The 25,342-nt window shown below is 51.5% G+C and carries 34 protein-coding genes and 1 pseudogene; 32 read left to right on the top strand and 3 right to left on the bottom strand.

The features are described 5' to 3' along the window. The first annotated feature begins 55 nt into the window (after nt 1–55). The 4 genes from EUBREC_RS17060 (at nt 56) to EUBREC_RS12115 (ending at nt 1,557) form a co-directional block, all read left to right on the top strand. Nucleotides 56–214 carry a Maff2 family mobile element protein gene (locus EUBREC_RS17060; protein WP_003500126.1) on the top strand — a complete coding sequence of 53 codons (159 nt, stop codon included), beginning with the start codon at nt 56–58 and terminating at the stop codon, nt 212–214. Nucleotides 215–368: 154 nt separating this feature from the next. Next, the gene (locus EUBREC_RS12105; RefSeq protein WP_002592127.1) at nt 369–641 is read left to right on the top strand and encodes a helix-turn-helix domain-containing protein; all 273 of its coding nucleotides are present in this window, start codon (nt 369–371) and stop codon (nt 639–641) included. After that, nucleotides 601–978 (top strand): TnpV protein, encoded by a 378-nt coding sequence (locus EUBREC_RS12110; RefSeq protein WP_012741693.1) that lies wholly within the window; start codon nt 601–603, stop codon nt 976–978. Before EUBREC_RS12105 ends, EUBREC_RS12110 begins: the two co-directional genes overlap by 41 nt. Nucleotides 979–1,032: 54 nt before the next feature. After that, nucleotides 1,033–1,557: a hypothetical protein gene (locus EUBREC_RS12115; RefSeq protein WP_040647981.1), complete on the top strand. Its 525-nt coding sequence runs from the start codon at nt 1,033–1,035 to the stop codon at nt 1,555–1,557. A 97-nt stretch (nt 1,558–1,654) separates the two neighbouring features. Here EUBREC_RS12115 and EUBREC_RS12120 read toward each other — a convergent pair whose 3' ends face one another. Continuing rightward, nucleotides 1,655–2,461: a helix-turn-helix transcriptional regulator gene (locus EUBREC_RS12120; RefSeq protein WP_041253903.1), complete on the bottom strand. Its 807-nt coding sequence runs from the start codon at nt 2,459–2,461 to the stop codon at nt 1,655–1,657. Between the two features lie 482 nt (nt 2,462–2,943). On the opposite strand from EUBREC_RS12120, the gene EUBREC_RS17065 reads away from it, so the two are divergent. From EUBREC_RS17065 to EUBREC_RS12150, 7 genes are all read left to right on the top strand, one after another. Further along, on the top strand, nt 2,944–3,132 hold the full coding sequence (locus EUBREC_RS17065; protein WP_002592123.1) for a hypothetical protein: 189 nt from the start codon (nt 2,944–2,946) through the stop codon (nt 3,130–3,132). Then, complete coding sequence (locus EUBREC_RS12125; protein WP_012741688.1) at nt 3,129–3,470, top strand: DeoR family transcriptional regulator; 342 nt, start codon at nt 3,129–3,131, stop codon at nt 3,468–3,470. The genes EUBREC_RS17065 and EUBREC_RS12125 overlap by 4 nt, the downstream gene beginning before the upstream one ends. Continuing rightward, nucleotides 3,463–3,759: a DUF3847 domain-containing protein gene (locus EUBREC_RS12130; protein WP_012741687.1), complete on the top strand. Its 297-nt coding sequence runs from the start codon at nt 3,463–3,465 to the stop codon at nt 3,757–3,759. The genes EUBREC_RS12125 and EUBREC_RS12130 overlap by 8 nt, the downstream gene beginning before the upstream one ends. 529 nt (nt 3,760–4,288) lie before the next feature. Beyond that, nucleotides 4,289–4,627: a helix-turn-helix domain-containing protein gene (locus tag EUBREC_RS12135; RefSeq protein ID WP_003509323.1), complete on the top strand. Its 339-nt coding sequence runs from the start codon at nt 4,289–4,291 to the stop codon at nt 4,625–4,627. A 186-nt stretch (nt 4,628–4,813) separates the two neighbouring features. Then, nucleotides 4,814–6,394, top strand: a complete 1,581-nt coding sequence (gene mobQ, locus EUBREC_RS12140; RefSeq protein ID WP_012741684.1) for a MobQ family relaxase — start codon at nt 4,814–4,816, stop codon at nt 6,392–6,394. Nucleotides 6,395–6,457: 63 nt separating this feature from the next. After that, nucleotides 6,458–7,102: a CHC2 zinc finger domain-containing protein gene (locus tag EUBREC_RS12145; RefSeq protein WP_012741683.1), complete on the top strand. Its 645-nt coding sequence runs from the start codon at nt 6,458–6,460 to the stop codon at nt 7,100–7,102. Continuing rightward, nucleotides 7,071–8,408 carry a virulence-associated E family protein gene (locus tag EUBREC_RS12150; RefSeq protein ID WP_041253900.1) on the top strand — a complete coding sequence of 446 codons (1,338 nt, stop codon included), beginning with the start codon at nt 7,071–7,073 and terminating at the stop codon, nt 8,406–8,408. Before EUBREC_RS12145 ends, EUBREC_RS12150 begins: the two co-directional genes overlap by 32 nt. A gap of 28 nt (nt 8,409–8,436) precedes the next feature. Here the strand turns inward: EUBREC_RS12150 and EUBREC_RS17070 are convergent, their stop codons facing one another. Next, the gene (locus EUBREC_RS17070; protein WP_004612762.1) at nt 8,437–8,676 is read right to left on the bottom strand and encodes a hypothetical protein; all 240 of its coding nucleotides are present in this window, start codon (nt 8,674–8,676) and stop codon (nt 8,437–8,439) included. Between EUBREC_RS17070 and EUBREC_RS12155 the strand changes: the two genes are divergently transcribed. The 18 genes and pseudogenes from EUBREC_RS12155 to EUBREC_RS12235 all read left to right on the top strand — a co-directional run bounded on the left by EUBREC_RS12155 (nt 8,650) and on the right by EUBREC_RS12235 (nt 22,410). Then, on the top strand, nt 8,650–8,847 hold the full coding sequence (locus EUBREC_RS12155; protein ID WP_006873181.1) for a hypothetical protein: 198 nt from the start codon (nt 8,650–8,652) through the stop codon (nt 8,845–8,847). The two genes, EUBREC_RS17070 and EUBREC_RS12155, sit on opposite strands and share 27 nt — an antisense overlap. After that, a complete protein-coding gene (locus tag EUBREC_RS12160; protein WP_012741681.1) occupies nt 8,848–10,518 on the top strand; it encodes a recombinase family protein in 1,671 nt (556 codons plus the stop codon). A 90-nt stretch (nt 10,519–10,608) separates the two neighbouring features. Further along, nucleotides 10,609–10,692 (top strand): annotated as a pseudogene (locus EUBREC_RS17075) (Maff2 family mobile element protein); the annotation flags it as partial. Nucleotides 10,693–10,732: 40 nt separating this feature from the next. Then, nucleotides 10,733–11,599: a VirB6/TrbL-like conjugal transfer protein, CD1112 family gene (locus tag EUBREC_RS12165; protein ID WP_005927637.1), complete on the top strand. Its 867-nt coding sequence runs from the start codon at nt 10,733–10,735 to the stop codon at nt 11,597–11,599. Nucleotides 11,600–11,641: 42 nt separating this feature from the next. Next, nucleotides 11,642–12,283 (top strand): septation protein SpoVG family protein, encoded by a 642-nt coding sequence (locus EUBREC_RS12170; RefSeq protein ID WP_012741680.1) that lies wholly within the window; start codon nt 11,642–11,644, stop codon nt 12,281–12,283. 9 nt (nt 12,284–12,292) lie between these two features. Further along, a complete protein-coding gene (locus EUBREC_RS12175) occupies nt 12,293–12,946 on the top strand; it encodes a DUF7007 domain-containing protein (RefSeq protein ID WP_012743496.1) in 654 nt (217 codons plus the stop codon). 44 nt (nt 12,947–12,990) lie between these two features. After that, on the top strand, nt 12,991–13,377 hold the full coding sequence (locus EUBREC_RS12180; RefSeq protein ID WP_003500106.1) for a PrgI family protein: 387 nt from the start codon (nt 12,991–12,993) through the stop codon (nt 13,375–13,377). Further along, nucleotides 13,295–15,724 carry a VirB4-like conjugal transfer ATPase, CD1110 family gene (locus EUBREC_RS12185; protein ID WP_370866625.1) on the top strand — a complete coding sequence of 810 codons (2,430 nt, stop codon included), beginning with the start codon at nt 13,295–13,297 and terminating at the stop codon, nt 15,722–15,724. The genes EUBREC_RS12180 and EUBREC_RS12185 overlap by 83 nt, the downstream gene beginning before the upstream one ends. A 279-nt stretch (nt 15,725–16,003) precedes the next feature. Beyond that, the gene (locus EUBREC_RS12190; RefSeq protein WP_012741677.1) at nt 16,004–17,671 is read left to right on the top strand and encodes a C40 family peptidase; all 1,668 of its coding nucleotides are present in this window, start codon (nt 16,004–16,006) and stop codon (nt 17,669–17,671) included. A gap of 22 nt (nt 17,672–17,693) precedes the next feature. Beyond that, entirely contained in the window at nt 17,694–17,960 is a 267-nt protein-coding gene (locus EUBREC_RS12195; protein WP_005927622.1) for a DUF4315 family protein, read from the top strand. Further along, entirely contained in the window at nt 17,947–18,594 is a 648-nt protein-coding gene (locus tag EUBREC_RS12200; protein WP_012741676.1) for a DUF4366 domain-containing protein, read from the top strand. The genes EUBREC_RS12195 and EUBREC_RS12200 overlap by 14 nt, the downstream gene beginning before the upstream one ends. Next, nucleotides 18,570–18,788 carry a hypothetical protein gene (locus EUBREC_RS12205; protein ID WP_330367705.1) on the top strand — a complete coding sequence of 73 codons (219 nt, stop codon included), beginning with the start codon at nt 18,570–18,572 and terminating at the stop codon, nt 18,786–18,788. The genes EUBREC_RS12200 and EUBREC_RS12205 overlap by 25 nt, the downstream gene beginning before the upstream one ends. Beyond that, nucleotides 18,789–19,190, top strand: a complete 402-nt coding sequence (locus EUBREC_RS12210) for a cysteine-rich VLP protein (RefSeq protein WP_012741674.1) — start codon at nt 18,789–18,791, stop codon at nt 19,188–19,190. It abuts the gene before it with no gap. A 132-nt stretch (nt 19,191–19,322) separates the two neighbouring features. After that, on the top strand, nt 19,323–19,913 hold the full coding sequence (locus EUBREC_RS12215) for a defense against restriction DarA-related protein (protein ID WP_306718519.1): 591 nt from the start codon (nt 19,323–19,325) through the stop codon (nt 19,911–19,913). A gap of 12 nt (nt 19,914–19,925) precedes the next feature. Then, nucleotides 19,926–20,108: a DUF4316 domain-containing protein gene (locus tag EUBREC_RS12220; protein WP_003500078.1), complete on the top strand. Its 183-nt coding sequence runs from the start codon at nt 19,926–19,928 to the stop codon at nt 20,106–20,108. After that, a complete protein-coding gene (locus EUBREC_RS12225) occupies nt 20,108–20,449 on the top strand; it encodes a plasmid mobilization protein (protein ID WP_012741672.1) in 342 nt (113 codons plus the stop codon). Before EUBREC_RS12220 ends, EUBREC_RS12225 begins: the two co-directional genes overlap by 1 nt. 175 nt (nt 20,450–20,624) lie before the next feature. Next, the gene (locus EUBREC_RS12230) at nt 20,625–20,915 is read left to right on the top strand and encodes a CD1845 family protein (RefSeq protein ID WP_041253892.1); all 291 of its coding nucleotides are present in this window, start codon (nt 20,625–20,627) and stop codon (nt 20,913–20,915) included. Nucleotides 20,916–20,994: 79 nt separating this feature from the next. Further along, on the top strand, nt 20,995–22,410 hold the full coding sequence (locus tag EUBREC_RS12235) for a relaxase/mobilization nuclease domain-containing protein (protein ID WP_012741670.1): 1,416 nt from the start codon (nt 20,995–20,997) through the stop codon (nt 22,408–22,410). A 169-nt stretch (nt 22,411–22,579) separates the two neighbouring features. Here the strand turns inward: EUBREC_RS12235 and EUBREC_RS12240 are convergent, their stop codons facing one another. After that, nucleotides 22,580–22,939 (bottom strand): helix-turn-helix transcriptional regulator, encoded by a 360-nt coding sequence (locus EUBREC_RS12240; protein WP_036626676.1) that lies wholly within the window; start codon nt 22,937–22,939, stop codon nt 22,580–22,582. Between the two features lie 281 nt (nt 22,940–23,220). Here EUBREC_RS12240 and EUBREC_RS12245 point away from each other — a divergent pair, with 281 nt between their 5' ends. Genes EUBREC_RS12245 through EUBREC_RS12255 form a run of 3 tightly spaced genes read left to right on the top strand, consistent with a single transcriptional unit; the run spans nt 23,221 to nt 25,326 of the window. Next, nucleotides 23,221–23,409 (top strand): helix-turn-helix domain-containing protein, encoded by a 189-nt coding sequence (locus EUBREC_RS12245; RefSeq protein WP_012741668.1) that lies wholly within the window; start codon nt 23,221–23,223, stop codon nt 23,407–23,409. Continuing rightward, nucleotides 23,402–24,100 carry a response regulator transcription factor gene (locus EUBREC_RS12250; RefSeq protein WP_012741667.1) on the top strand — a complete coding sequence of 233 codons (699 nt, stop codon included), beginning with the start codon at nt 23,402–23,404 and terminating at the stop codon, nt 24,098–24,100. Before EUBREC_RS12245 ends, EUBREC_RS12250 begins: the two co-directional genes overlap by 8 nt. Beyond that, entirely contained in the window at nt 24,097–25,326 is a 1,230-nt protein-coding gene (locus EUBREC_RS12255; protein WP_041253889.1) for a sensor histidine kinase, read from the top strand. The genes EUBREC_RS12250 and EUBREC_RS12255 overlap by 4 nt, the downstream gene beginning before the upstream one ends. Nucleotides 25,327–25,342 lie beyond the last annotated feature (16 nt).

Raw genomic sequence — 25,342 nt, forward strand, 5'->3', positions numbered from 1 at the left:
TGGGCGGCTTTTTTTGTACCCAAAACCATCAAACAAACAAAATGGAGGAACGTATATGGAATTTTTCAATCAGGCAATCGACATTCTCAAAATTCTGGTCATGGCTCTTGGCGCCGGTCTGGCGGTGTGGGGCGTCATCAACCTTCTGGAAGGTTACGGGTCGGACAACCCTGCGGCAAAAAGCCAGGGCATTAAGCAGTTCATGGCTAATTAAAGGGAACAAAAAGAAAGGAAAAACCAATCCAGACGGTATCAGCGACAGGCTACAAGATTAAATTGTGATTTCACAAGATTGGTGCTATAATAAGAGAAAAGTTCCTGCCGGGGCAGCCACCCCGGTGGTATGGATAGAAAGGCAGGAAAACAATATGCACATCAGCTATAAACCACTCTGGCATACACTGTTAGAGCGTGATATGAGAAAAGAAGATTTAAGGCTTGCCGCCGGTATGACAACGAATATGATTGCCAACATGAGCAAAGAAGGAAAGCACATCAGTATGGACACATTAGCCCGTATCTGCGAAACGCTGAATTGTGAGATTACCGATGTGATTGAGTTAGTACCAGACGAGCCTGCTTCCACAGGAGGTAAGGAACATGAGCGAATTGAAACCAAGAATAACAGAAAACGGAATTGATTATATCCTTGTTGGGGATTACTACATCCCGGATTTGAAGCTACCGGAAGAACACCGCCCCATTGGAAAGTATGGACGGCTACACCGGGAATATTTAAGAGAAGTCCACCCAGCCAGATTGAACACATTGATATTGACCGGAGAGCTATGGACATATCTTGCAGGCCTGAACGAACAGGCACAGGAACGGTTAGACACCATCATGGAGCAGATGAAGGCTGCCGATGGTGTGACCGAGGAATTGAAGCGTACCCATCAAATGGAATGGGTGCAGCGTTGCAATAACATTCACAACCGGGCAGAAGAAATTATTTTGCAAGAGATGATTTATTCATAACGGTATGGTAGAATGATTATGACAAATCGAAAGTTGACAAGGAGTTTTGATAGCGTGAAAAAAATATTTCTTAAAATTGTGATAGGGGTTGTTCTTGCTTGTATTTTATTTGTTTGTTTTCTTTATACGAACAATGAGATCGGCGTGACTTCATCTAAGCTGGAGGCAGATATTCGTTCGTCGCAGAAGATTAAGGATGATTGGACGGTCGATGGAAGCGTTTCCAGCACGATGGCTGCATATATTTCTTACCCTCAGGATTTGAGTGACCATTCTTTTTCCGTCTATGTCAATCGTCCAGGACTTTCCTTCGGATATTTTTTCCGTGGAGGTGGAACTCTTTCGGGGATTCAAAGAGGAATTGTGGAGTTTACTGTAGAGGGATATAATGAACGAGCATTTATTTCTATGAATCAACAGCAGGTGCAACAACTTGAAATAGATGATGGCAACACAATTCAAGTGGTTGATATTGACCGCAATAAACCTTTTGCGATTGTCTTGCCTATAAATGCGGGTAATATTACTTTTTATGATGTAAATAGAAATACTGTGGAATATTGGAATAATCCTCTTTGACAAATTCCAGTTTGTCGTGCTAAAAATTCAACTGAATAATCCCAGCAAAAACCGCTGCTACATGGAAGCCAACAAACCATGCAACAGCGGTTTTTCTTTATCGTTTTTTCCTCTGGCTGATAGGCGTTCCCATTTTCTTTGATTTTTTGAGAATCCGAATCAGCCAGCGAAATTCTTCATCTGACAGATTTTTATAGTTGATACCAAGCTGCTTACAGTAAAGGACAACCAGCTTTTCATCACGGCTGCCCTTGAAATTTTCAACCGCTTCCAGATTTTCTTTCAGTTCATCGGCAACGGTGGTCTGAGGTGCACTCTCGCTGTCCTTTTTATGGGCTTCCCGAATATCCCGGATAATCAGGTTGAGGTCATCCCGTACCATGTGACTGAAATATTCATCATCACTGATATGGGCGGCTTGCAACACTTTCAAATGGGGGTCATCTTCGCCGGGGCGATACCGTTCAATGATTTCATGCCGGACGGTATCGACAAGGGCGTTGAGGTTTTGAATCTGCATGGTGGCAATCCCATCCACATAAATCTCAATGTCCGCAAGAAACTTGATAAAGTCCTTATGGGTGGCAAGTTCGCACAGCAGACGGTTGTTAATCCAACCGCTTTTCAGAAGTGCTACCATCTCATCACTCAAATGCAGCTCCCTTAATGGCGTGTTGATCTCCGCCCGGTTCTCTGTCCGGCAAAAGAGATAATCGAGGGACACCCCATAAAAATCTGCCAGCAGGATAAGGTTGCCATGATTGATTTCCTTATAGTCGTCTTTTTCATAACTGCCAAGAGCCGATTTTGAAATACCCGTTTGCTCAGCCAGTTCTTCCAGTTTTAATCCTTTGTTTAATCGTAAATCTTTTAGCCGTTCCTGTATTGTAGTAGCTCCGTTCATTGAAGCAGTTCCCCCTTCTGACAACATTTATAACCGTTGAATTGATTATACCATATCATTCCGCAATCGTGGAAATTTCTGATTTTTACCCCGAATTCCTGCTTTGTGGACATACGGCACAGGGCACAAAAATGTTCTATGATACAGGTAGTTCATCGATGGATTATTCCAATCGAATGACCAGCCTGTGTGGGATATGCTTCCCCGGCGATGTAGTGCCATGACTTTTGGCAGGGATGTGGAGGAACCCTGACCGAAACGAGCATACCAAAGGGAGCGATACGCCGCTGTGAGATTCAGGGGAGGAACGACACCGGGGAGAACTGGCGAACTGACACCGAAATGATACCGAAACACGACAATCTGATAGGGGGACAGTCTACCCTATCGCTGATACTTCGGGAGATTTTAAGCGGCTCTATGACCGTAATTTTTCCAAAAATCGCCCCGAAACCATACACTAAAACGGGAGGAAGCGCAATATGCCGAGAATGAGCAAAAAGAGGAAGCATGAGCTTTCTTTTTACCTCAACGACCGGGGGCGTGTCACTTACAACGAATTATGCCGGAAATGCCAGCATGGGTGCAGGCAGAGCTTCCGGGCGGTTGTGGTTGACTGCCCCCGTTATTTATCCAAACGAGCAAAGAAAAAGGAGGAACACACCGAATGAATTTTGAATTTATGACGATAGACACACCCTTGCCGCCCTGTGTGCCATTTCCCAGAGCGTTGACAGGATTTCCAGTCAGCAGCACCGCAAAGGTCATGTACTGCCGGATGTTGGACGCTATGCTCTCCAATGGGCAGGAGGACGAAAACGGAATCCTCTTTGTCTGCTTCCCTGTCACAGCCATTGCCGCAGTCCTGTCCCGCAGCTCCATGACGGTCAAGCGTTCTTTGAATGAACTGGAAACCGCCGGGCTTATCATGCGGGTGCGTCAGGGCGTTGGAGAACCAAACAGGATTTATGTGCTGATACCGGGAGAGGAGGACGCTGCCCTTGCCTGATACCTCAAAGCTGGAAAGGCTCAACCGGGAGCTGGAAAAAAGTGAAAAGAAACTGCGGAAAGCCATCAATGATGAAAAGGCGTTGCAGCACCAGCTAAAGCAGCTTACCCGAAAGGAACGGACGCACCGGCTCTGCACTCGTGGCGGTATGCTGGAAAGTTTTTTGCAAGAGCCGGAACGCCTGACCGATGATGATGTTATGCTGTTGTTGAAGCTCATTTTTCACAGACAGGACACACAGGAACTATTGAAAAAACTGCTGGAACGAGAGAAGCCGGAAACCCCTTAGTTTACTAAGGGCGCAATTATACACCACCCAAAGGTTGGTGCATTGCGTTCTCCGAAGGCTCCTCGCCGGAGGGCTGTGATTTTCCGCAGTCATGGTCTGCTCCAAATCATACAGGGGACGCTACGCTTCCCCTGCGCTGGCTGTCGCCAGCTACCCTTTTGTGGACTTGCCGCCCGGAAACACCTTGCGCTGCAAGCTGTTCCCGTCCAGCAAGTTTTATCAGTCGAGCTATCCTTATCTACGGTAATTTAGTATAATAAGGTCAAAAAACAGAACGCTATCATTGTGCAACCGATATGCAACTGATAATTGCTTGATAGTTGGTGGTAGCAACACGGTAATTCAGATAGAATAAAGCCAACAAAGAAAGGAGGTCATCCAAATGAATGTTAGTAAACATCATTATGATTGTAGTCGGAATAGTTTTCTCATGTATCTTTGTCGGCTTGCTTATCCTTGTTATTCGTGCATTGCTTAAATATATCCGTACAGAGAAATGAAGCCAACAGCAACATTAGGAGGTGGTCAAATGAAAGTAACCGTATTTATGATAATCGTTGGAATAATTTTCTTATGTATCTTTGTTGGTTTGCTTACCCTTATTGTTCGTGCATTACTCAAATATATCCATTCAAAAGATGTACGGCAGGAAAAATCCGTAGTGAGGAAATCGTTGGGTGAAGCACTCAAAGTACACAGAACACAGTGCAAAATGACGCAGGAATTTGTTGCTGAAACGATTGGTGTTAGCAGGCAGGCTGTTTCAAAATGGGAAAATGGAACATCCGACCCTTCCACATCAAATCTTTTTGCACTTGCAAAACTTTACGGTATTTCTGTTGAAGAATTACTAAAAGAAGTTGAATAATCTTCATGCAGATATTTTATTTCATCATCGGGCCACCCTGACCCGAACTTTCAAAACTGAATACCAGCCGCCCACCGGCGGCACCACCGAGCAGGAAATCTGAAAAGGTCTCCTGCTTTTTTTCTGCCCCAAATGAGGTGGTAAAACGCCACCCCATCCACCAATTACCGAAAGGAGGGACACGAAATGCCCTGTCCACACAACGAAATCTCGATTGTGCAGCGAAGCCAACAGCAGTCTGCGGTTGCCGCCGCTGCCTACCAGAGCGGCGAAAAGCTGTTCTGTGGATACGATCAGGAAGTGAAGCACTACCCGGAAAAGCGTGGTATCGTCCACAATGAAATCTTGCTTCCGGCAAATGCCCCACGGTCGTATGCAGACCGCAATACTTTATGGAACGCCGCCGAAGCGGTGGAGAAGCAATGGAATTCCCAGCTTGCAAGGCGGTGGGTGCTTACCATCCCCAGAGAGATACCGCCCGACCAGTACGCTGTCCTTGTCCGGGAGTTTTGTGAGCAGCAGTTTGTTTCCAAAGGGATGATTGTTGACTTTGCCATCCATGACCCCCACCCGCCGGGACACAATCCCCACGCCCATGTCCTGCTGACTATGAGGGCAATGGACGAGCATGGGAAATGGCTTCCAAAGAGCCGCAAGGTTTATGACCTTGACGAGAATGGGGAACGGATAAAGCTGCCATCCGGCAGGTGGAAAAGCCACAAGGAGGATACAGTTGACTGGAACGACCAGAAGTATTGTGAAATCTGGCGGCATGAATGGGAGGTCATCCAGAACCGCTATCTGGAAGCCAATGACCGTCCGGAGCGTGTGGACTTGCGTTCCTATGCCAGACAGGGGCTTGATATTGTCCCCACTGTCCATGAGGGGGCTGCTGTCCGGCAGATGGAAAAGCGTGGTATCCAGACGAATATCGGCAACCTGAACCGGGAAATCAGAGCCGCCAACAGCTTAATGCAGTCCATCCGGCAGCTTATCCAAAACCTCAAAGGCTGGATTACCGAGCTGGGCGAAAAGCGGAAGGAACTGCTTGCACAAAAAGCGGCGGAAGAAGCGACGCTTCTTCCCAATCTTCTGATGAAATATATGGAGATACGAAAGGTAGAACGGAAGGACTGGACGAGGGCTGGGCAGAACCGGGGGACTTCCAAAGACTTAAAGGCAGTCAGCGAAGCTCTGTCCTATCTCCGGCAAAAGGGGCTTTCCACTGTGGAGGACTTGGAAGCCTTTCTGGAATCTTCCGGGAAATCAGCCGCAGATTACCGCAATCAGATGAAGCCAAAGGAAGCCCGCAGCAAAGTGATTGACGGGATTCTTGCCAGCCGGACAGACTGCAAAGAATGTAAGCCTGTCTATGAGAAGTACCAGAAGATATTTTTTAAGAAAACAAAGGAGAAATTCAAACAGGAACACCCGGAGGTTGCCCGGTATGAGAAAGCCGCCGCCTACCTTGCCAAGCACCCGGACGATAAGGACAGCACCCAAAAGGAGCTACAAGAGGAGCAGGAAACGCTTCTCAGCGACATCGCAGAGCTGAAAGTACCACTGACCGAGGTGCAGGAGGATTTGAAGAAGCTGCGGGACATCCGCTACTGGGTACGGAAAGCCACACCCGGCACAGAGGAAAGTAAAGAGCCGCCCAAGAAACAGCCTATCAAAGAAGTCTTGCAGGATAAGGCGGACGAGAAAAAAGCACAAAGAACCGCCCCGGCGCAGACGAAACACAGACAACAGGATATGGAACTTTAACAGACACTTGCCATTTTCAATCAGAGAATGTCAGGTGCTTTTTCTTTTTAAGGAGGGATAGATTTGAATGTATTTGAAGCTGTGAAGCAGTCCGTCACAACAAGACAGGCTGCGGAGCATTATGGAATCCATGCAGGGCGGAACGGGATGGCTTGCTGCCCGTTCCATCACGATAAAACCCCAAGCATGAAGCTGGATCAGCGTTACCACTGCTTCGGCTGCGGTGCGGATGGGGATGTGATTGATTTTGCCGCCGCCCTGTATGGGCTGGGAAAGAAAGAAGCCGCCGTACAACTGGCACAGGACTTCGGGCTTTCCTATGAGGACTGGAAGCCGCCGGGAAAGGCAAAAAAGCCCAAGCCCCGGCAGAAATCCCCGGAGGAACAGTTTCAGGAAGCAAAGAGCCGCTGCTTCCGTATCCTTGCCGATTATCTCCATCTGCTTCGGGCATGGAGAAAGGAATATGCCCCGCACTCCCCGGAGGAAGCCTTTCATCCCCGGTTTGTGGAAGCCTTACAGAAGCAAGACCATGTGGAATATCTGCTGGATGTGCTGCTCTTTGGGGAGACAGAGGAAAAAGCAGCTTTGATTACGGACTACGGAAAGGATGTGATACAGCTTGAAAAGCGAATGGCAGAGCTTGCCGCCGCAAACGCAGCAAGAACTAAAAAACACCATGAACGCCATGCAGCCGCCCCAGAGCATTGAGGAAATCAAGGCGGGGCTGGAAACTACCGAGAAAGGCGGTGTCCGTCAGAGCATACGGAACTGCCTGACCGTATTCCAGCGTGACCCGCTGCTTTCCGGGGCTATCGCATACAACATCCTGACCGACCGCAAGGACATCATAAAGCCCATCGGCTTCCACAGGGAAAGCACCGCCCTGAACGATACGGACATGAAGTATCTGCTTCTCTATCTGGAAGAAACCTACGGGCTTACCAATGAGAAGAAGATTGATAACGCCATCGGGATTGTGGCGAATGAAAACAAGTACCATCCCATCCGGGACTATCTCAATACCCTTGTGTGGGACGGGACAGAGCGAATCCGTTTCTGCCTGCGGCACTTTCTGGGGGCTGACGCAGACGATTACACCTATGAAGCGTTGAAGCTGTTCCTGCTGGGTGCAATTTCACGAGCCTTTCAGCCGGGATGCAAATTTGAAATCATGCTCTGTCTGGTAGGCGGTCAGGGGGCTGGCAAGTCCACCTTCTTCCGTCTGCTGGCAGTCCGGGACGAGTGGTTCTCCGATGATTTGCGGAAGTTGGACGATGACAATGTGTACCGCAAGCTGCAAGGTCACTGGATTATCGAAATGTCGGAAATGATGGCAACCGCCAACGCCAAGAGCATTGAGGAAATCAAGTCATTTTTAAGCCGGCAGAAAGAGGTCTACAAGATACCCTATGAAACCCACCCGGCAGACCGCCCCCGTCAGTGCGTGTTTGGCGGCACTTCCAATGCCCTTGATTTTCTTCCCCTTGACCGTTCCGGCAACCGCCGCTTTATCCCCGTCATGGTGTACCCGGAGCAAGCCGAGGTTCACATTTTGGAGGACGAAGCTGCTTCCAGAGCCTATATCGAGCAGATGTGGGCGGAAGCGATGGAGATTTACCGAAGCGGCAGGTTCAAGCTGGCTTTCAGCCCCGCCATGCAGCGGTATCTCAAAGAACACCAGCGGGATTTTATGCCGGAGGACACCAAAGCCGGAATGATACAGGCGTATCTTGATAGGTACACCGGGAGCATGGTCTGCTCCAAGCAGCTCTACAAGGAAGCTTTGAACCATGCCTTTGACGAGCCGAAGCAATGGGAAATACGGGAAATCAACGAGATTATGAACCAATGCATTGACCGCTGGCGGTACTTCCCGAATCCAAGAATGTTTTCCGAATACGGCAGACAAAAGGGCTGGGAGCGTGAAAACCCGGCAACGGACTTATGCAACCCGTCTGAAAAAGCAATGGATGGCTTTGTGGAGGTCACAGAACAGATGGAGCTTCCATTCTGAAAATGACAGCCCGTTGCACCCCCTGTTGCTATCCCGTTGCCGAGCCGGTTGCCGGGGAAAACCCCTTATTTCCGGGCTTTTCTCCCTTATAACAACCAAAACAACAGAAAAATAAAAGAAAAGTATAAATAGTAATCATCGCCAGATTGAGATTGTTTGCAAGGTCTTTTGAAGCCCGTTGCCGGACTTCGTTGCCGACACCCTCTGTCTGGCTATTTTCATGTATGGAGGATAACTGCCTATGGCAAAAAACAAAACAGAGATTCATGTGACCACTGTATTTGACGGGGAGCTTGACGCAACCGATGTGTTCGTCAGCCTGATTTCCCAGAAATATGGAAAGACAAATTCAAAAGAATATCTTGCTAAAAAGAAAGATTTGAAGTATAATGAAGATGAGGTTCAAAAGAGCCAGATACCGTCTGGATTGTGTGGGTAAATGGCTATGATGAACGAAATGGAATACAGAACAATCGGTTCGGCACTTGCCGGGGGCTATCGTGCAGCGGTCTATTGCAGACTGTCAAAGGACGATGACCTGCAAGGCGAAAGTGCCAGTATCGCAAACCAGCGTGATATGCTGGAAAAATACTGCGAAAAGCAGGGATGGGAGGTTGTGGCAGTCTATCAGGACGATGGCTTCACAGGTCTTAATATGGAGCGTCCTGATTTACAGAGAATGTTGAGAGCCATTGAGCGCAGGCAAATCAACCTTGTCATCACGAAAGACCTCAGCCGACTGGGGCGGAACTATCTGCAAACCGGGCATTTGATTGAGGACTTTTTCCCAAGAAACGGTGTCCGCTATATCGCCATGAATGACGGTATCGACACCCTGCGGGATAACAACGATATTGCCCCGTTCAAGAATATCCTGAACGAGATGTACAGCAAGGATATTTCCAAGAAAGTCCATTCCTCTTATCTTCTGAAAGCGCAGAAAGGACAGTTTACCGGGTGTCTTGCCCCGTTTGGGTATCGGAAAGACCCGGAGGACAAAAACCATCTGCTCATTGACGAGGAAACCGCCCCGATTGTGCGACTGATTTTCGGATATGCCCTGAACGGTCATGGTCCGAACTATATCCGCAGACGGCTGGAGGAAGAAAAAATCCCCTGCCCCACATGGTGGAACCGGGAACGGGGGCTTCGCAATACCCGCACCAAATGGGAAAAGAAAGACCCAGAAAAAGGACGGTATATGTGGGACTTCTCCGTTATCAAAGACCTTTTGATGAATCCCGTCTACACCGGGGCGATTGCTTCCCAGAAAAAAGACTACCGTTTCAAAATCGGCACGATTGGGGAAAAGAAGCCGGAGGACTGGATTGTGGTGGAGGGACAGCATGAACCGCTGATTGACCGCATGAGCTTTGACATTGTGCAGAACAAGCTGAAATCTCGCCAGCGTCCGGGGCAGACCAATGAAATCAGCCTGTTTGCCGGACTGATAAAATGCGGCGAGTGTGGGAAGTCGCTGACGATACGCTACACAAACGCAAAACATCCCCAGCAAATTTATTCCTGCAAGACCTACAATGCCTTTGGAAAGAACCACTGCACCCAGCACCGGATTGACTATGACACCCTTTGCAGCCATGTGCTGCGGAAAATCAGGGAATGTGCCAGAGCTGCCCTGATGGACGGGGAAGCGGTTGCCGACCGCCTGACCAATACCTGTGAAGCAGAGCAGCGGGAACAGCGGGAAGCAATGGAACGCTCCCTCACAAGGGACGAGGAACGGATTGAGGTTCTGGACAAAATGGTCATGCGGCTTTATGAGGATATGATTGCAGGGCGTATCAGTGAGCAGAATTTCAACACCATGCTGGAAAAGACACAGACCGAGCAGACGGAGCTTAAAGCAAAGGTGTCCGAGGGCAGAAAGCGGCTGTCTGATGAAGTCCAGCTTGCCAATGACGCAAAACAATGGGTGGAAGCCATTCAGGAATATGCCAACATCACAGAGCTGGACGCAGCCACCCTTAACCGCTTAATCAAAGAAATCGTCGTGCATGAGCGCATTGACGAAGATAAAACAAGACACATTTCTATCGAAATTCATTTTAATCTCAAACCCATCCCGGAGGTGGAACAGGTCAGTGCCTGACCTGTCCCGCCGGGACGGTTCTCTTAAAAACACCATATAGATTTTTTGTACGCCGCCGCTCGCCATCGAGCAGAGTTTTACACCTAATTGGGGATAAAACAGCTCATGGCTGGCGGCGGTGTCGTTCTGATCGGCCTTCAGCTTATCCCTCTGCTGTCCGGCCTGTTCAGCTAAGTGTCACCCGTTGTCCCTTTTCCAGAAAAGGAGCTGATGTATGGACTTTATCATCGACGCAATCGTTGAATGGCTGAAAGGTCTGCTCGTCGATGGTATCATGGGAAATCTGGACGGCCTTTTCGATAACGTCAATCAGAGCGTTGGCGAGATCGCCACACAGGTAGGCACGACCCCGGCGGACTGGAACGCCGGGGTCTTTTCCATGATACGACAGATCTCCGAAACTGCCATTCTGCCAATCGCCGGGGTCATCCTCACTTTTGTTATGACCTATGAACTGATACAGATGCTCATAGAACGCAACAACCTCCATGAAGTTGACACATGGATGTTTTTTAAGTGGGTGTTCAAAACCTTTGTGGCTGTGATGATCCTGACGAATACCTTCAATATCGTGCTGGCGGTCTTTGATGTGAGCCAGCATGTGATACAGCAGTCAGCGGGCATTATCCAGAACGGGACAGAGATCACGCCGGATGTGCTGGACAGTCTGCGGACAGAGCTTGAAGCGATGGAGTTAGGTCCTCTGTTCGGACTCTGGCTCCAGTCCTTCCTGATCCAGCTTACCATGATTGCCTTAAACATCGTGATCTTCGTTATCGTATATGGCCGTATGATTGAAATTTATTTACTCACAAGTTTAGCGCCTATCCCGTTTGCCACCGTCCCCAACAGGGAAACCGGACACATGGGGCAGAACTATTTCCGCTCCCTCTTTGCGGTGGGCTTTCAAGGTCTATTGATCTTAGTCTGTGTCGCCATCTATGCGGTGCTGATCCAGAGTATCGCCACCGACGGCGACCCCATCGGGGCGATCTGGGGCTGCGTGGGATATACGGTGCTGCTGTGTTTTACCTTATTCAAAACAGGCAGTCTTGCAAAATCCATCTTCGGCTGCCATTAAGAGACTTCGGGCCATGCTGACCCGAAGCGGAAAGGAGGCGGTATGCCTCGGCGTTACAAACAGGGTGCGGACGGACAGCCGAACCCGGCTTTCTATGGAAAGCTCCCCGAAGAATTTTCTAAAGCAGACACCATGCGCTTTATGGTGGAAACCGATCTGAAACTGTCCGGGTGCGTATCGGCGGACACGCTGGCGGCACTCCGGGCGGAAGGCTATGACTACAAGGACGGGAACCTTGTTCCCGCCGGAAAGGAGGAAACCATGCAGGAAAAGGTTGCAAACACCACCCCGGCCGCACCGTTGAAGCTGGATGTAAGCGTGCGGGTCATCGAACCTGTGAAAAATCTGATGGGCTTTGCCAGCGTGAAATTCAATGACTGCTTTGTGGTGGAAAATCTGAAAATCGTACAGGGCAGCAAGGGCCTCTTTCTTGGGATGCCCAGCCAGCCGGACGGCAAAGGCGGCTACCGGGATATGGCCTACCCTGTCACAAAGGAGTTCCGGGAACAGCTCAACACCGCTGTTCTGCAAGCCTATGAGGCAAAGCTGGAACAGATGGCGGAGCGCGGCTCTGTGGGGCGTGCGTCCATCAGCGACCAGCTCAAAGCCGGAAAAGCGGCTGCCGAACAGGCAAAGGCAGAACGGCCTCCGAAGGAAAAGCCCAGCCGCAGCGCAGAGCGTTGACCTCGGGCCATGCTGGCCCGAAGCAGAAAGGAGGCGGAAACCATGCCACGCAAACGGACGGGCTATGACGCAGCCTGCTATTACGACGGAAAACTGCTGGGCCGCTGTACCAAAGCGGACAGCGATGCCTATACCCTGTTGATGAACGCCTGCGGCGGGGACGCCGCCCGTGTCCTGCGGGAATACGCCTACTTTTCCCCGGAGCTGAAGGCCATCTTGGAAAAGGCGGCTCTCATGCAGGCGGACCGGAACCGGACGGGCGGAATGTTCCATGCGCCGAAAAGCTCCCCGTGGGGCGAGGTGCAGAGCTGTGAAGTTCTCTGTCCGGGGGTGTTTCTGGTATCTACCGCCAGCCACGGCGGAACGATGGTGGCAAACGAGGTAGCCGCCGTCCTCTCCCCGGCGGCCAAAAAATGCGGCTTCAAGGACAAGGGCTATATCTGCTATGAGGAGGACGCGCAGGAAAGCGTAGTGCTTCGGGAGCTGCTGGACAAAAAGCTGTGGAACATCCCCGACCGCATTAAGGACAAAGCGCAGTTTGAAGAAAACCTCAATCAGTCCATCCGGCAGTATAATCCCGAATACTGGCGGGCAAGGCAGAGCGGACGCAAGGCCGCCGAAGCCGCCCGCAGTACAACCCCGGCCAAAGAGGCCGCAAGATAACCTCGGGCCATACTGGCCCGAAGCAATAAAGGAGGTGTAACAAAATGGCCTATGTGCCAGTACCAAAAGACCTTTCCAAAATCAAGACAAAGCTGGCCTTCAACCTAACGAAGCGCCAGCTTGTTTGTTTTTCCAGCGCGGCGGCGGTGGGCCTCCCGGCTTACCTGTTTTCCCGTGGCAGTATCGGGAACAGTGCCGCCATGTTCCTGATGATCGGCCTCATGCTCCCGTTCTTCTTTCTGGCTATGTATGAACGAGACGGTCTGCCGCTGGAAAAAGTGCTGAAAAACATCATCCGCACCCGGTTCCTCTATCCCCGTGTGCGGCCTTACAAAACCGAAAACTTCTATGCGCTGCTTAGCGCCAGAAAGGAGGCGCAGCCGATTGCGAAACAGCAGAAGGGCCGGAAAGCCCGCAGGCAGAAAGCCTGAAAAGCAGGGCCTTACCGGCCTGTTCACGAAAGGAAAGAACATTCCCACCACCGCCCAGCAGACCCTCCCTTACCGGGAAATGTACCGGGACGGGGTGTGCCGGGTAGCGGACCGCTATTACACCAAAACCATTGAATACGAGGACATCAACTACCAGCTCGCACAGTCCGAAGATCAGGCGGCCATCTTTGACGGGTGGAGCGCCTGCCTTAACTACTTTGACAGCAGCCTTCCGTTCCAGCTTTCCTTCCTCAACCACCGGAGCCGCCCGGGCAGCCGGTACAGCGTGAACATCCCCATGCAGGACGATGATTACAACAGCGTCCGGTGTGAGTATGTGGAAATGCTGGAAAACCAGATCGCCAAAAGCAACAACGGCATTGTCCGCACAAAGCTCCTGACCTTCGGCGTGAACGTGGACGACCTTCCCACCGCCAGGGCAAGGCTGGAACGTGTAGAGGCGGACATTTGCGGGAACTTCAAAAAGCTGGGCGTCAAGTGCCGCTCCCTTTCGGGGCTGGAACGGCTGGAGCTTCTTCACGGGCAGCTCCACCCCGGCAGCGGATCCCCCTTCCGGTTTTCATGGGATATGATCCCCAAAACCGGGCTTTCCACCAAAGACTTTATCGCCCCGGACAGCTTCGACTTCCGTTTCAGCCGTCTGTTCCGGGTGGGGACGACTTGGGGCGCCGCCTCCTACTTGCAGATTTTGGCCTCGGAGCTCTCGGACAAGCTGCTGGCGGAGCTTTTGGAAATGGATGCGGAAATGACCATCACCCTCCATATCCAAACCGTCGATCAGGCCGCCGCCGTAAAATCCATCAAGGCCAAAGTCTCCGACATTGACAAGATGAAGGTGGAGGAACAAAAGAAGGCAGCCCGGTCAGGGTACGACATGGACATACTTCCGCCCGACCTCGTAACATACAGCAACGACGCAAAGACCCTTCTGGAAGATTTACAGAGCCGGAATGAAAGAATGTTCCTGCTGACCTTCCTTGTGGTAAACATGGCCCCGACCCGCCGGGAGCTGGACAATGACCTGTTCACGGTGTCCGGTATCGTCCAGAAATACAACTGCACCTTGAAGCGGCTGGACTTCCAGCAGGAGGATGGTTTTCTTTCCAGCCTTCCGCTGGGCCATAACGGCATTGAGATCAAGCGCGGCATGACGACAAGCTCCACGGCCATTTTCGTTCCCTTTATGACGCAGGAGCTCCGCATGGATGGCGAAGCCGTCTATTACGGGCTCAACGCACTTTCCCATAACGTCATCATGGCAAACCGGAAGAAGCTCAAAAATCCCAACGGCCTGTTCCTCGGCGTGCCGGGCTCCGGCAAATCCTTTGCCGCAAAGCGGGAGCTTGTGAACGTGTTCCTTGCCACCCGTGACCGGATCATTGTGGTTGATCCGATGGGCGAATATTCGCCCCTTATCAAGCGGCTGGGCGGACAGGTCATCGAGATCGCCCCGGACAGCCCCCACCACATCAACCCGATGGACATTGATTTGAGCTTCGACGAGGAAAACCCGATGGCGCTGAAAGCCGACTTTATTCTGTCGCTGATGGAGCTGATCGTTGGCGGCAAGGACGGCTTGCAGCCGGTGGAGCGTACCGTCATTGACCGCTGTGTACGCCAGATGTACCGGGAACACTTGCAGGACCCGGAAACAAGCAAAATGCCGACCCTCCAAACCCTGTATGACCTGCTCTGTTCCCAGCCGGAGGGCGAGGCGGTACGGCTGGCAACTGCCCTTGAAATTTATGTGTCGGGTTCTCTTAACGTGTTCAACCATGAAACCAATGTGGACTTGAACCGCCGTTTGGTATGCCTTGACTTAAAAAAGCTGGGGGCCGGGCTTCGGACGATTGCCATGCTCATTATGCAGGACTTGGTAAACTCGCAGGTGTCCATGAATTTCCTGCGTGGTATCGCTACATGGTGCTACTTCGACGAGTTCCATGTGCTGCTCCGCGACCGGCTGACGGCAAGCTATTGTGTGGCGATCTGGAAAATGCTGCGAAAAAAAGGGTGCGTTCCGAGTGCTTTAACGCAGAACGTAAAGGATTTTCTGGCAAGCCCAGAGATTGAGAACATCTTTGAAAACTCGGACTTCCTTGTGTTGCTCTCGCAGGCACAGGGGGACCGGCAGATTTTAGCCAAACAGCTTGGGATCAGCCCCCACCAGCTTTCCTATGTGACCCATACCAATTCCGGCGAAGGGTTGCTGTTCTTCGGGAATACCACCATCCCGTTTGTTGACCGCTTCCCGCAGAATACCGAGCTGTACGCCATTATGACCACCCGCCCGGAGGACAAAAAACAGGAAATGAACCGGGCATAACACACTTCGGGCCATGTTGGCCCGAGGTTTGGAAAGGAGGGATACGTCATCGGAAAGAAACCGGACAAACGGAATTTTCAGAGGCCGGGGCCGACGGAGGATACCGGGGGCAATCGCCCCGGACCGGCTGAACGGGAAGGACCTTCCCACGCACCATCCCGGCGTCTGCGGTTTGAGGACGAGGATACCGGACAGGACAGCCCTTCGGGCCATGATGGTCTGAAGTCCAAAAGCGGTAAGTTTCAAGAGGACAGCCGGAAAAGCCGTCCCTCTGACCGCATGAGGCAGGAGGATGAAGCGGACGGGCCGCAGGATACCGGCAAGGCACAGGAGCCGGAGGGCTCCGCCGAGAAGGTCGGGAGCAAAAAGGGCAAGTACCAGAAAGCACAGGCAAAAGCGGAACACACCGGGGAAAAGCTGGGAAAGGCCCGGGAGAAACTGGACAAGACCGAGGCAAAACGGGCAGCGAAGAAGCCGCCGGGGCTTGCAAAAAAGGCAGTCCGGGGAGCCCGTACAGAAGCGTGGTTCTATGTCCACAACAAGATACACGAGGTTGAGCATGAAAATGTGGGTGTGGAAGGAGCCCATAAATCCGAGCTGGCCGCAGAGGCCGGAGCCCGGAAACTGACCCGCTATGCCAAACGCCGCTGGCGGGAACACCCAGCCCGGAAGGTGGCAAAGTGGGAACGGAAGGACATAAAAGCCCGGGCCAATGTGGATTTTCAGAAGATGGCCTCCGAGCACCCGGAACTTGCCAGCAATCCGCTTTCCCGTGTGCAGCAGAAATGGAAACTGAAACGCCGGTATTCCAAAGAGGCAAAAGCGGCTGCAAAACAGGGCGCAAAGGCCGCAAAGAAAACCGCTGCCGCTTCGGGAACTGCGACCCGGCGGGCAGCGCAGTTTGTGACCCGTCATCCCGTGGCGGTGCTGGTCCTGCTCCTGCTGTTGCTGCTCTGTTTTCTTGTGTCGGCGGTAAGTTCCATTTTCCCCACGCTTGGCAGCGGCCTTGCCAATGCGTTATCCGGCACCTCCTACGCCTCGGAGGATACGGACCTGCTGGGGGTGGACGAGGACTATACAGCGTTGGAAAACGAGCTGGCGCAGACGGTGGCGAACATTGAAAGCACCCATCCCGGCTATGACGAGTACCGCTATTCCGTGGACGAGATCGGCCATAACCCCTATGAGCTGGCATCCTATTTCTCTGCAAAGTACCATGTCTATTTCCGGGAACAGGTGCAGGACGAACTGCGGGAGATTTTCGAGGCACAGTATGAGCTGACCTTGACGGAGGAAGTCGAGATACGCTACCGCACCGAAACCAGCACCGACCCGGAGACCGGGGAAACCACCACCGAGGAAGTCCCCTATGAGTATTACATTCTCAATGTGACCCTCACAAACAAGACGCTGCCCGCCGTGATCCTGCCGAGGCTTAACGAACAGCAGCGGGAAATCTACACCGTTATGCAGCAGCTCAAAGGCAACAAACCCTATCTGTGGGAAGGGATTTACAACGGCGGCGAAGATACCGGCCCCAGCTATGAGATACCCGGCGAGGCGCTGGATGACCCGGCTTTTGCGGCGCTCATGGAAGAAGCCACAAAGTACATCGGCTGGCCCTATGTGTGGGGCGGCTCCAGCCCGTCCACCTCCTTTGACTGTTCGGGCTTTGTCTGCTGGGTGTACACGGCCAGCGGCGTCCACAACCTGCCCCGTACCACGGCGCAGGGCATTTATAACCAGTGCGCTATCATTTTCCCCTCCGAGGCAAAGCCCGGCGACATTATCTTTTTCACGGGAACCTATGACAGCCCCGGCCCTGTGTCCCATGTGGGGATTTATGTGGGCGACGGGATGATGCTCCATTGTGGTTCGCCCATCCAATACGCAAACATCAATTCAAGCTACTGGCAGACACATTTCTATGCCTTCGGGCGTTTGTGAGCCAAAGGAAAGGAGTCCTTGCATGAACAAGATCGACAAGCTCGATAAGGAACTGGAAAAAGCCCGGGAGAAGGCTGCCGAGTGGCAGGCCAAAATCCGGGAGCTGGAAAAGCAGAAACAGGAGGAAGAAAACAGCCAGATCGTGCAGGCGGTGCGCTCCCTTAAACTGACGCCCGCCCAGCTGATGGCATTTCTGAATGACCCCAAAAACAGCCTTACCGCTTCGGGCCATACTGACCCGAAGCCGGAGGCACCCGAAAAGGAGGACACAGCCCATGAAGAAAACTAAATACCGCAGGCTGGCGGCGATGGCTGCCAGCCTTTTGTGTTGCCTGATCTTTACGGTCCCGGCCTACGCCCAGAGCAGCGAGCCACAGCCGGAGACAGCTCCCGCCCCGGCGGAAACCGAAGCGGAGCCGGAAACACAGAACCCCTTTACCCCGGACGGGACGGGAACCGTGGTGGACAACGCCACCGACGAGGACGGTAAAGAGTTTTACACCATTACCACAGCAGACGAGAGCGTGTTTTATCTGGTGATCGACAAACAGAAAACCAGCGAGAACGTCTATTTCCTCAATACCGTTACCACAGACGACCTTCTGCCTCTTGCCGAACAGGGTAAGGAACCGCCCAAAGAAGTGACCCCGGAGCCAGAGCCAAAGCCCACCGAACCGGTGGAGGAAGTACCGGAATCCGAGCCGGAGAAAAAGGACAGCCCCCTTCTCTCTCTGCTCCTGATCGGTGCGGTGGTGCTGGCCGGCGGTGGGATTGGTTACTATTTCAAGATTTACAAGCCGAAGCATGAAGCCCCGGATTTGGAAGATGATTACTGCGAATATGAGGACGGGGAGCTGGAGGAGATCTCAGAGGAACCCGATGACGAAGATACCCCGCCATGGGAGGAAGATACGGAGGAATGAGAATGAATTTTACAAGCAGCCCTTTTGAACGAATGATGAAGGAAGTACCGCACCCCGGCTGGAACAATGACGACCCTTGTAAGGGATGCCGTTATCACAAGGAGTGCAAAGGAAAGAAAAAACAGTGCCGGAAGAAGTTCCGGGCGCTGATCGTGGAGTCCCGCCCTTCGGGCCATCGTGGCCCGAAGTCTTAAATGGACGCCCGGGAGCTGACCCGTGACGAGAAGAAGAAAATCCGTTCTCTTGTCACGGGGATGTGCGCCAACTATGACCGGGAAAGCGGCCTGTGCCTTCCTCTTGACTGTGCCTGCTATATGCTGCACAAGTGCTGGACAGGGGCGTACTGCCGTTATTTCCGTGAGGCTGTCCTGCCTCTTAACCCGGAGCTTCAAGCGTCGTTGACAACGGAAGGCATCTCCCCGGAGCTGCGAGCCTGTGCGGTCTGCGGAAAGGCGTTTTTGCCCGAGGGGCGTCAAGCCTACTGCTCCGACGCCTGCAAGGCCGAAGGGAACCGCCGAAAAAGCCGGGAACGCATGAGGAAAATGCGGGAGAAAAGGCCGGGCGGCTGTTACGATTTGCCGCCTCCAAAGGCTTGACATTCCGGGCTTTTTTGAGGGTGTTTCCGGGGTGGGAATATCTTATTACATTCCTCCCCGGTCTGCCCTCTTATTTCGTAACATCCAGCACTTCGGGTCATGTTGGCCCGAGGCACAGAAAGGAGGGATCTCTTGGAGACAGTACAAGGATATGTGATTTTGAAAGCTGCCACCTTTGAAACCGGACACGGCTTTGCGCTGGGGCATAATCCGGGAGCGCCGAGCCCCTTTGTGACCTGGCAGTTTACCGAGGGGGAAAACGGCCATCGGGATTACTACTGGGGCCGCTATGGAACCAGTCAGGCGTGGGCGCAGAGGGACTTTGACCGCCGGGTGGACGACTATCAGCAGCTTTACCATGCGGCGGTCAAGCATACCGAGCTGGGACCGGAGGGCGTTTACCGCTATTATTCCACCCAGCGGCCCGTGGACATAGGAACTTACCCGAAGCTGCCGGATAACCAGCCTCTTTCCATCGTCAACTACGATGACGACAGGAGGCGTCCTGTGGCTGATGGCAGGCTGATGGCATGGGGCGAACTGACCTACGCAAAGCCGCTGACCGAAAAGCAGATGGAGGATTATGAACTGAAACCAGCACCGGGCAATCCTGACCGGGTGCGCCCATCCATTACTGCCCGGCTCAAAGAAGGAACCAGAGGGCAGGAACCCCCGAAGGAACCCGGCCAGAAGCGAAACCATAAAAACCATGAGGAACGATAAAGGAGGATCGCCATGCACGAAAAAGACAACTATCTGAAAACCGCCGAGCTCTCCACAGAGCAGAACTGCAACATGATCGACGGCGTACCCAACAACACGCCCATCCCACCCACGCCCCCGGAGCTGGACGCAAAACCGCTTGATAAGGTAAAGGAACCCAAAGAGCGCCGGAAAGGCCGGGAGCTGGAACGCTGATGGAGAACCGCAAGCGGAATGTCCATCTGCACGTCATGGTAACGCCGGACGAGCTGGCAGCCATCCATGAACGGATGGCTGAGGCGGGCATTTCCAACGCCGGGGCTTATGTACGGAAAATGGCTCTGAATGGGTATATCCTGCACATCGACCTTGCGCCCGTAAAAGAGCTGATCTCTCTGCAACGGCGCTGTTCTAACAATCTCAATCAGGTTGCCATACACGCACATACCTATGGCGTGTACCCGGAGGAAATCGACGGATTGAAGCGGGACTATGAAAAGCTGTGGGGCGAGGTGTCAAAGGTGTTGCGGGAGCTCTCCGAGCTGGTGGCAAAGTAAGACGAGGGCGGCAGGCTTCCGTTGCGGGGCTTGCCGCCCTGCTCTTTTTTTACCACTTCGGGCCAGTATGACCCGAAGGTTTGGGACAGGATTCACTAATCTTTCGCAACATTTATGTCCCCGGGCAGGCATGATAAAATAGAGGTAGGAAGGATAGATAAAGGAGGTTTTGAAGATGAAGATACTGCTGAAAATATTGGTTGCTCCCTTTGCTTTGGCGTTGTCCCTTCTGGCGGCTCTGCTGGTGTTCCTGTTTGATATTTGTGCCGTCCTGCTGACGATTGCCTCTGTGATCCTGGCGGTGCTGGGTGTCGCTCTCTTTTTCACGCCGACGCCCATAGGTGGGATTGTATTTCTGTTTCTTGCCTTCCTTCTTTCGCCGTATGGACTGCAAGCGGCGGCGGGCTCCCTTCTTTGGGTGCTGGACGGAGGCAAATCCGCTCTGTACCGGTTTCTGGCAAGTTAAGCAGCCTCGGGCCATACTGGCCCGAAGTCGGGGCGGTCTGAATGGGCCGCCCCTTTCTCATGGAAAGGAGGAATGATTTTTGGCTACCACAACTTTGTTACAACGCCATGCGGGCGAAGGCGAAACGATTGCTGAGGCTATCCGGGATTGTCTGGACTATGGCAAGGACCCGGAGAAAACAGAAAGCGGAAAGTATATCTCCGCTTATGAATGTGATCCGGCCACCGTGGCGGACGAGTTCCTTTTGGCAAAGGCCAGCTATGCCGCTATGACGGGCCGGGAACAGAAGAAAGAAAATAATGTGCTGTGCTATCAGATACGACAATCCTTCTATCCGGGCGAGATCACCCCGAAGGAGGCGAACCGTATCGGCTATGAGCTGGCTATGCGCTGGACAAAGGGGCGGCACGCTTTTATCGTTACCACGCACACCGATAAGCAGCACATCCATTGTCACATTTATTACAACTCCACCACCCTTGACTGCACCCGGAAATTCCGAAATTTTTGGGGCTCCAGCTTCGCCCTTCGGCGGCTCTCTGACAGGCTGTGCCTTGAAAACGGGCTGTCCATCGTGGAGAACCCGAAGCCCCGGAGCAAGAGCAAGTATCGGAACTATGGGGAGTGGCAGAAAGACCGGAAAGGGCCGATTTCCTATCAGGACCGACTGCGCCTTGCTATTGATACTGCGCTGGCGGAACGCCCCGCTGATCTGGACGAATTTCTCAATTTGATGAAGCGGGCCGGGTATGAGGTCAAGACGGTTCGAGGCGGCGGTATCAGCTTCCGGCTGACCGGGCAGGGACAGGAACGCTTCACCCGTCTGCGTGCCTCCACGCTGGGGGACGGCTACGACTTGCAAGATGTTCTGTCCGCCATTGAGGGCAAAGAAAAACGCCCCGGGCGCTCGGAGCGGAAAATCAGTCTGGCGGTGGATATTCAAGCAAAGCTGGCTGCCGGTAAGGGGCCGGGATATGAACGCTGGGCGAAGGTATTTAACATTAAGCAGATGGCCGCCGCTCTTGCCTATATACAGGACAATAACCTGACCGATTATGAGCAGTTGGCGAAGAAAGCCACCGAGGCGGCAGACCGTTTCCATGTTATTTCCGAACAGGTCAAGCAGACGGAACAGGCCATGAAAACCAATGCCGGGCTAAAGGCCGCAACGGTTCAGTATGCCAAAACCCGCCCAGTCTTTGAGCAGTATAAGGTGACGAAGTACAGCCGGAAATTCCTTGCGGAGCATGAGGCCGACCTTGAACTGTACCGGGCTGCACAAGCGGAAATGCGCTCTCTGCTGGGCGGGGCGAAGCTCCCTAAAATGGATGTGCTGAAGGAGGAAGGCCGCAAGCTCACAGCAAAGAAAAAACAGCTCTATGGAGAATACCAGAAGGCACGACGGGATATGCAGGAGCTCGTCACGATCAAGGCGAACATTGACACTCTGATGGGCTACACCGAGCCGGGAAGAAAGCAGGAAAAGGAGCGTTAAGGTTATGAAAATAAGGAGCAAAGCGACGCTGACACTTCGGGCCATGTTGGCCCGAAGATACGGGTTTGGGGCGAGCCCCAACAAGCCGCCTTTGTGCCACTTGTGGCCACAGAGGCATTGCTTGCCACTTAGCGACAGCCCCTAAAATAGCGCAAAAAAACAGAGGCCCTTATTCTGGAACCTCCGTTTCTCTGGCTTTCTTAATGCCCTCGGCTGTGGCTTCTATTACGACAAGCTCTTTTTCATTCATGGAGTTTAGAAGTACATCAATGTGCTTTCTACAAGAGCTTGACCTTGCCCCTCCGTCCGCATGAATAAACTGGTCAACTGAAACGTCAAACATAGTAATGAGTTTAACAAAAAGGTCGAAGCTGGGATATTGACCTTTGTTCTCAATATTCATAATGGTACGGGAGTCACGGTCTACTAATTCCGCAACATAGGCTTGTGTCCAGCCCTTTTCTTCTCTGGCTCGTTTGAGAGCCGCCCCGAGGCCGTGGAAGTCAAACCTTCTTTCATCTTGGTTCATTTTCATATCACCCTATATCATTCTACATTTCGGGTTGGATTATGAGAATGTAATGAAATTTTACATTAAGTAGTATTTTATTTCGTATCCGTGTAGGCTCTAACTTGTATTATTCGAGGCAGAGAACTATAATATATAGGGTTGAGCAAAACTCCGATTTGCTCATAAGGCTATACATTAAATAGTACTATCCAGCTCATTTGAGCTCTATATATTGTGACTCAGCTTTGCAAAACGCGCGTTTTGCTCAACCCTAATAATATATCCTGTGGAGGTGCGAAATGGACTATATGACATTGAAAGAGGCTGCCGAAAAGTGGGGCGTGACCCCTCGACGGATAAACTATTATTGCGCCGGTGGCCGTATTCCCGGCGCTGTGAAGATGGCTACAATCTGGTTGATCCCGAAAGACGCGGAGAAACCTGTGGATATGAGGACAAAACAAGGAAAGGAATTAAAACATGAATAGAATATTGCTATTGGAGGATGATGTCAGTCTAATAGATGGCTTGGTCTACTCTTTGAAAAAGAATGAATTTGATGTTGAAGTTGCCCGTACAGTATGTGAAGCAAAACAATACTTATCCGAACTCGACCGATACGATTTATTGATTTTGGATGTTACTCTGCCAGATGGAACAGGATTTGACGTATGCGAAAGAGTAAGAAAAGAAAATCAGCAGATACCGATTATATTCCTGACTGCATCGGATGAAGAAGTCAGCATAATTCGTGGATTAGATAGCGGTGGGGACGATTATATCACCAAGCCTTTCAAACTGGGGGAATTGTGTTCCCGCATCCGGGCGCTGTTGCGTCGGGCCGGAGTTTCCAAAAGCGAAAAAAACACTTCTATGGAATGTGGCGACATTACCATTGATCTGTTGGGTAGCCGTGCAACCTTAAAGGGAAAAGCATTGGATTTGACAAGCGCCGAATATCGTTTGCTTTGTCTGCTGGTAAGAAACGCAAATCGCGTTGTGACAAGGGACATCATTCTAAATGAGCTGTGGGATGATACAGGAAATTTTGTTGATGATAATACCCTGTCCGTCTATGTACGGCGGCTTCGTGAAAAAGTGGAAACCAATCCGTCCCATCCAGAACACCTTATAACCATTCGTGGGTTCGGCTACCAATGGAAAGAGGTGTCTATATGAGTTTGTACCAAGATAGACAGATTAAAGGGTTCCTGCTATTTTTGACTTTGTTTGCTCTGCTGTTTGTAGGTACAGCAACCGTTTTGACTATTTATCAGGTGAACGATGCGGAAGTCCTATGGCTCAAACATGATGAAGCGGTTTCATCCTCACTTTTGGAACAGGGTGTTCCGAAAGAAGTGGTTGCAGTTGCCTTTACGAACACAGACATCAGTGACGATGGTAGGTCATTATTAGCGGCTGCGGGTTTGGGAAAACAGTCAGAAAGCAGTATGCGGCCTTATTTCAATCAATTTCAGCGTTCCGCTTTCTGCGCCATGCTATGCACTGTGCTATTTTTTCTCTTTGTGCTTGCCATAGGAATATTTATTTTTTTCTGGAAAAGGAAGCGATTGTATCAACAGGTCGACAGAATATTGCTAAATTACATCAACGGGGATTACTCTTGTCATTTACCGCAGAATTATGAGGGGGCTATCTACCAAGTGTTTTCTTCGATAGAACAGCTTGCAACTATGCTCCAATCCAAAAATGAAACAGAACGTAAAGCAAAAGAGTTTTTGAAAGACACCATATCCGATATATCTCACCAGCTCAAAACGCCTCTGGCAGCCCTCACTATGTATCAGGAGATCATTGAAAGTGAGCCAGAAAATGCAGAAACGGTCAAACAGTTTGCGGCGAAGATGGGTATTTCTCTAAAGCGTATGGAGCAGTTAATCTTATCCATGTTGAAGATAACCCGACTGGATACGGGAAACATCATTTTTGAGAAAAAAAGTTGCCGTGTGTCCGAGCTGATAGCTCATTCAGTCAATGACCTAACCACCAGGGCTAAAAGCGAAAGCAAGCAGATTCAGATAGATGGCGATGGTGAACAGCAGCTTATTTGTGACATGGAATGGACAGGTGAAGCGATTGGAAACATTGTAAAAAATGCACTGGATCACACGCAAGCTGGCGGTATTGTCCGTATTACATGGGAGCGCACTCCTGCTATGTTTCGGATTTTTATTTCTGATAATGGTAACGGCATAGTCCCGGAAGATATTTACCATATCTTTAAACGCTTTTATCGCAGCAAACATTCCCTTGATACACAAGGAATCGGGCTGGGGCTTCCCCTTGCCAAGTCCATTATTGAGGGTCAAAACGGTGTTATCTCCGTACAAAGTGAAGTCGGAAAAGGTACGCTGTTTACACTATCTTTCCTTACGGATCTGTAAGGTCAAATTCACCTGC

It is taken from the genome of Agathobacter rectalis ATCC 33656 (assembly GCF_000020605.1).
Classification (GTDB): Bacteria; Bacillota; Clostridia; order Lachnospirales; family Lachnospiraceae; genus Roseburia; species Roseburia rectalis.

Excerpts from the sequence above, each read along its gene's own strand:
- EUBREC_RS12125 (WP_012741688.1), top strand. The coding sequence starts at position 3,129 with ATGAATTTTGAATTTATGACGATAGACACACCCTTGCCGCCCTGTGTG.
- EUBREC_RS12200 (WP_012741676.1), top strand. The coding sequence starts at position 17,947 with ATGAAGAAAACTAAATACCGCAGGCTGGCGGCGATGGCTGCCAGCCTT.
- EUBREC_RS12160 (WP_012741681.1), top strand. The coding sequence starts at position 8,848 with ATGGCTATGATGAACGAAATGGAATACAGAACAATCGGTTCGGCACTT.
- EUBREC_RS12170 (WP_012741680.1), top strand. The coding sequence starts at position 11,642 with ATGCCTCGGCGTTACAAACAGGGTGCGGACGGACAGCCGAACCCGGCT.
- EUBREC_RS12230 (WP_041253892.1), top strand. The coding sequence starts at position 20,625 with ATGAAGATACTGCTGAAAATATTGGTTGCTCCCTTTGCTTTGGCGTTG.
- EUBREC_RS12255 (WP_041253889.1), top strand. The coding sequence starts at position 24,097 with ATGAGTTTGTACCAAGATAGACAGATTAAAGGGTTCCTGCTATTTTTG.
- EUBREC_RS17060 (WP_003500126.1), top strand. The coding sequence starts at position 56 with ATGGAATTTTTCAATCAGGCAATCGACATTCTCAAAATTCTGGTCATG.
- EUBREC_RS12240 (WP_036626676.1), bottom strand. The coding sequence starts at position 22,939 with ATGAACCAAGATGAAAGAAGGTTTGACTTCCACGGCCTCGGGGCGGCT.
- EUBREC_RS12250 (WP_012741667.1), top strand. The coding sequence starts at position 23,402 with ATGAATAGAATATTGCTATTGGAGGATGATGTCAGTCTAATAGATGGC.
- EUBREC_RS12165 (WP_005927637.1), top strand. The coding sequence starts at position 10,733 with ATGGACTTTATCATCGACGCAATCGTTGAATGGCTGAAAGGTCTGCTC.
- mobQ (WP_012741684.1), top strand. The coding sequence starts at position 4,814 with ATGCCCTGTCCACACAACGAAATCTCGATTGTGCAGCGAAGCCAACAG.
- EUBREC_RS12150 (WP_041253900.1), top strand. The coding sequence starts at position 7,071 with ATGAACGCCATGCAGCCGCCCCAGAGCATTGAGGAAATCAAGGCGGGG.
- EUBREC_RS12195 (WP_005927622.1), top strand. The coding sequence starts at position 17,694 with ATGAACAAGATCGACAAGCTCGATAAGGAACTGGAAAAAGCCCGGGAG.
- EUBREC_RS12225 (WP_012741672.1), top strand. The coding sequence starts at position 20,108 with ATGGAGAACCGCAAGCGGAATGTCCATCTGCACGTCATGGTAACGCCG.
- EUBREC_RS12120 (WP_041253903.1), bottom strand. The coding sequence starts at position 2,461 with ATGAACGGAGCTACTACAATACAGGAACGGCTAAAAGATTTACGATTA.
- EUBREC_RS17070 (WP_004612762.1), bottom strand. The coding sequence starts at position 8,676 with ATGAATCTCTGTTTTGTTTTTTGCCATAGGCAGTTATCCTCCATACAT.
- EUBREC_RS17065 (WP_002592123.1), top strand. The coding sequence starts at position 2,944 with ATGCCGAGAATGAGCAAAAAGAGGAAGCATGAGCTTTCTTTTTACCTC.
- EUBREC_RS12205 (WP_330367705.1), top strand. The coding sequence starts at position 18,570 with ATGGGAGGAAGATACGGAGGAATGAGAATGAATTTTACAAGCAGCCCT.
- EUBREC_RS12135 (WP_003509323.1), top strand. The coding sequence starts at position 4,289 with ATGAAAGTAACCGTATTTATGATAATCGTTGGAATAATTTTCTTATGT.
- EUBREC_RS12180 (WP_003500106.1), top strand. The coding sequence starts at position 12,991 with ATGGCCTATGTGCCAGTACCAAAAGACCTTTCCAAAATCAAGACAAAG.
- EUBREC_RS12110 (WP_012741693.1), top strand. The coding sequence starts at position 601 with ATGAGCGAATTGAAACCAAGAATAACAGAAAACGGAATTGATTATATC.
- EUBREC_RS12190 (WP_012741677.1), top strand. The coding sequence starts at position 16,004 with ATGAGGCAGGAGGATGAAGCGGACGGGCCGCAGGATACCGGCAAGGCA.
- EUBREC_RS12155 (WP_006873181.1), top strand. The coding sequence starts at position 8,650 with ATGGCAAAAAACAAAACAGAGATTCATGTGACCACTGTATTTGACGGG.
- EUBREC_RS12175 (WP_012743496.1), top strand. The coding sequence starts at position 12,293 with ATGCTGGCCCGAAGCAGAAAGGAGGCGGAAACCATGCCACGCAAACGG.
- EUBREC_RS12220 (WP_003500078.1), top strand. The coding sequence starts at position 19,926 with ATGCACGAAAAAGACAACTATCTGAAAACCGCCGAGCTCTCCACAGAG.
- EUBREC_RS12210 (WP_012741674.1), top strand. The coding sequence starts at position 18,789 with ATGGACGCCCGGGAGCTGACCCGTGACGAGAAGAAGAAAATCCGTTCT.
- EUBREC_RS12245 (WP_012741668.1), top strand. The coding sequence starts at position 23,221 with ATGGACTATATGACATTGAAAGAGGCTGCCGAAAAGTGGGGCGTGACC.
- EUBREC_RS12105 (WP_002592127.1), top strand. The coding sequence starts at position 369 with ATGCACATCAGCTATAAACCACTCTGGCATACACTGTTAGAGCGTGAT.
- EUBREC_RS12185 (WP_370866625.1), top strand. The coding sequence starts at position 13,295 with ATGCGCTGCTTAGCGCCAGAAAGGAGGCGCAGCCGATTGCGAAACAGC.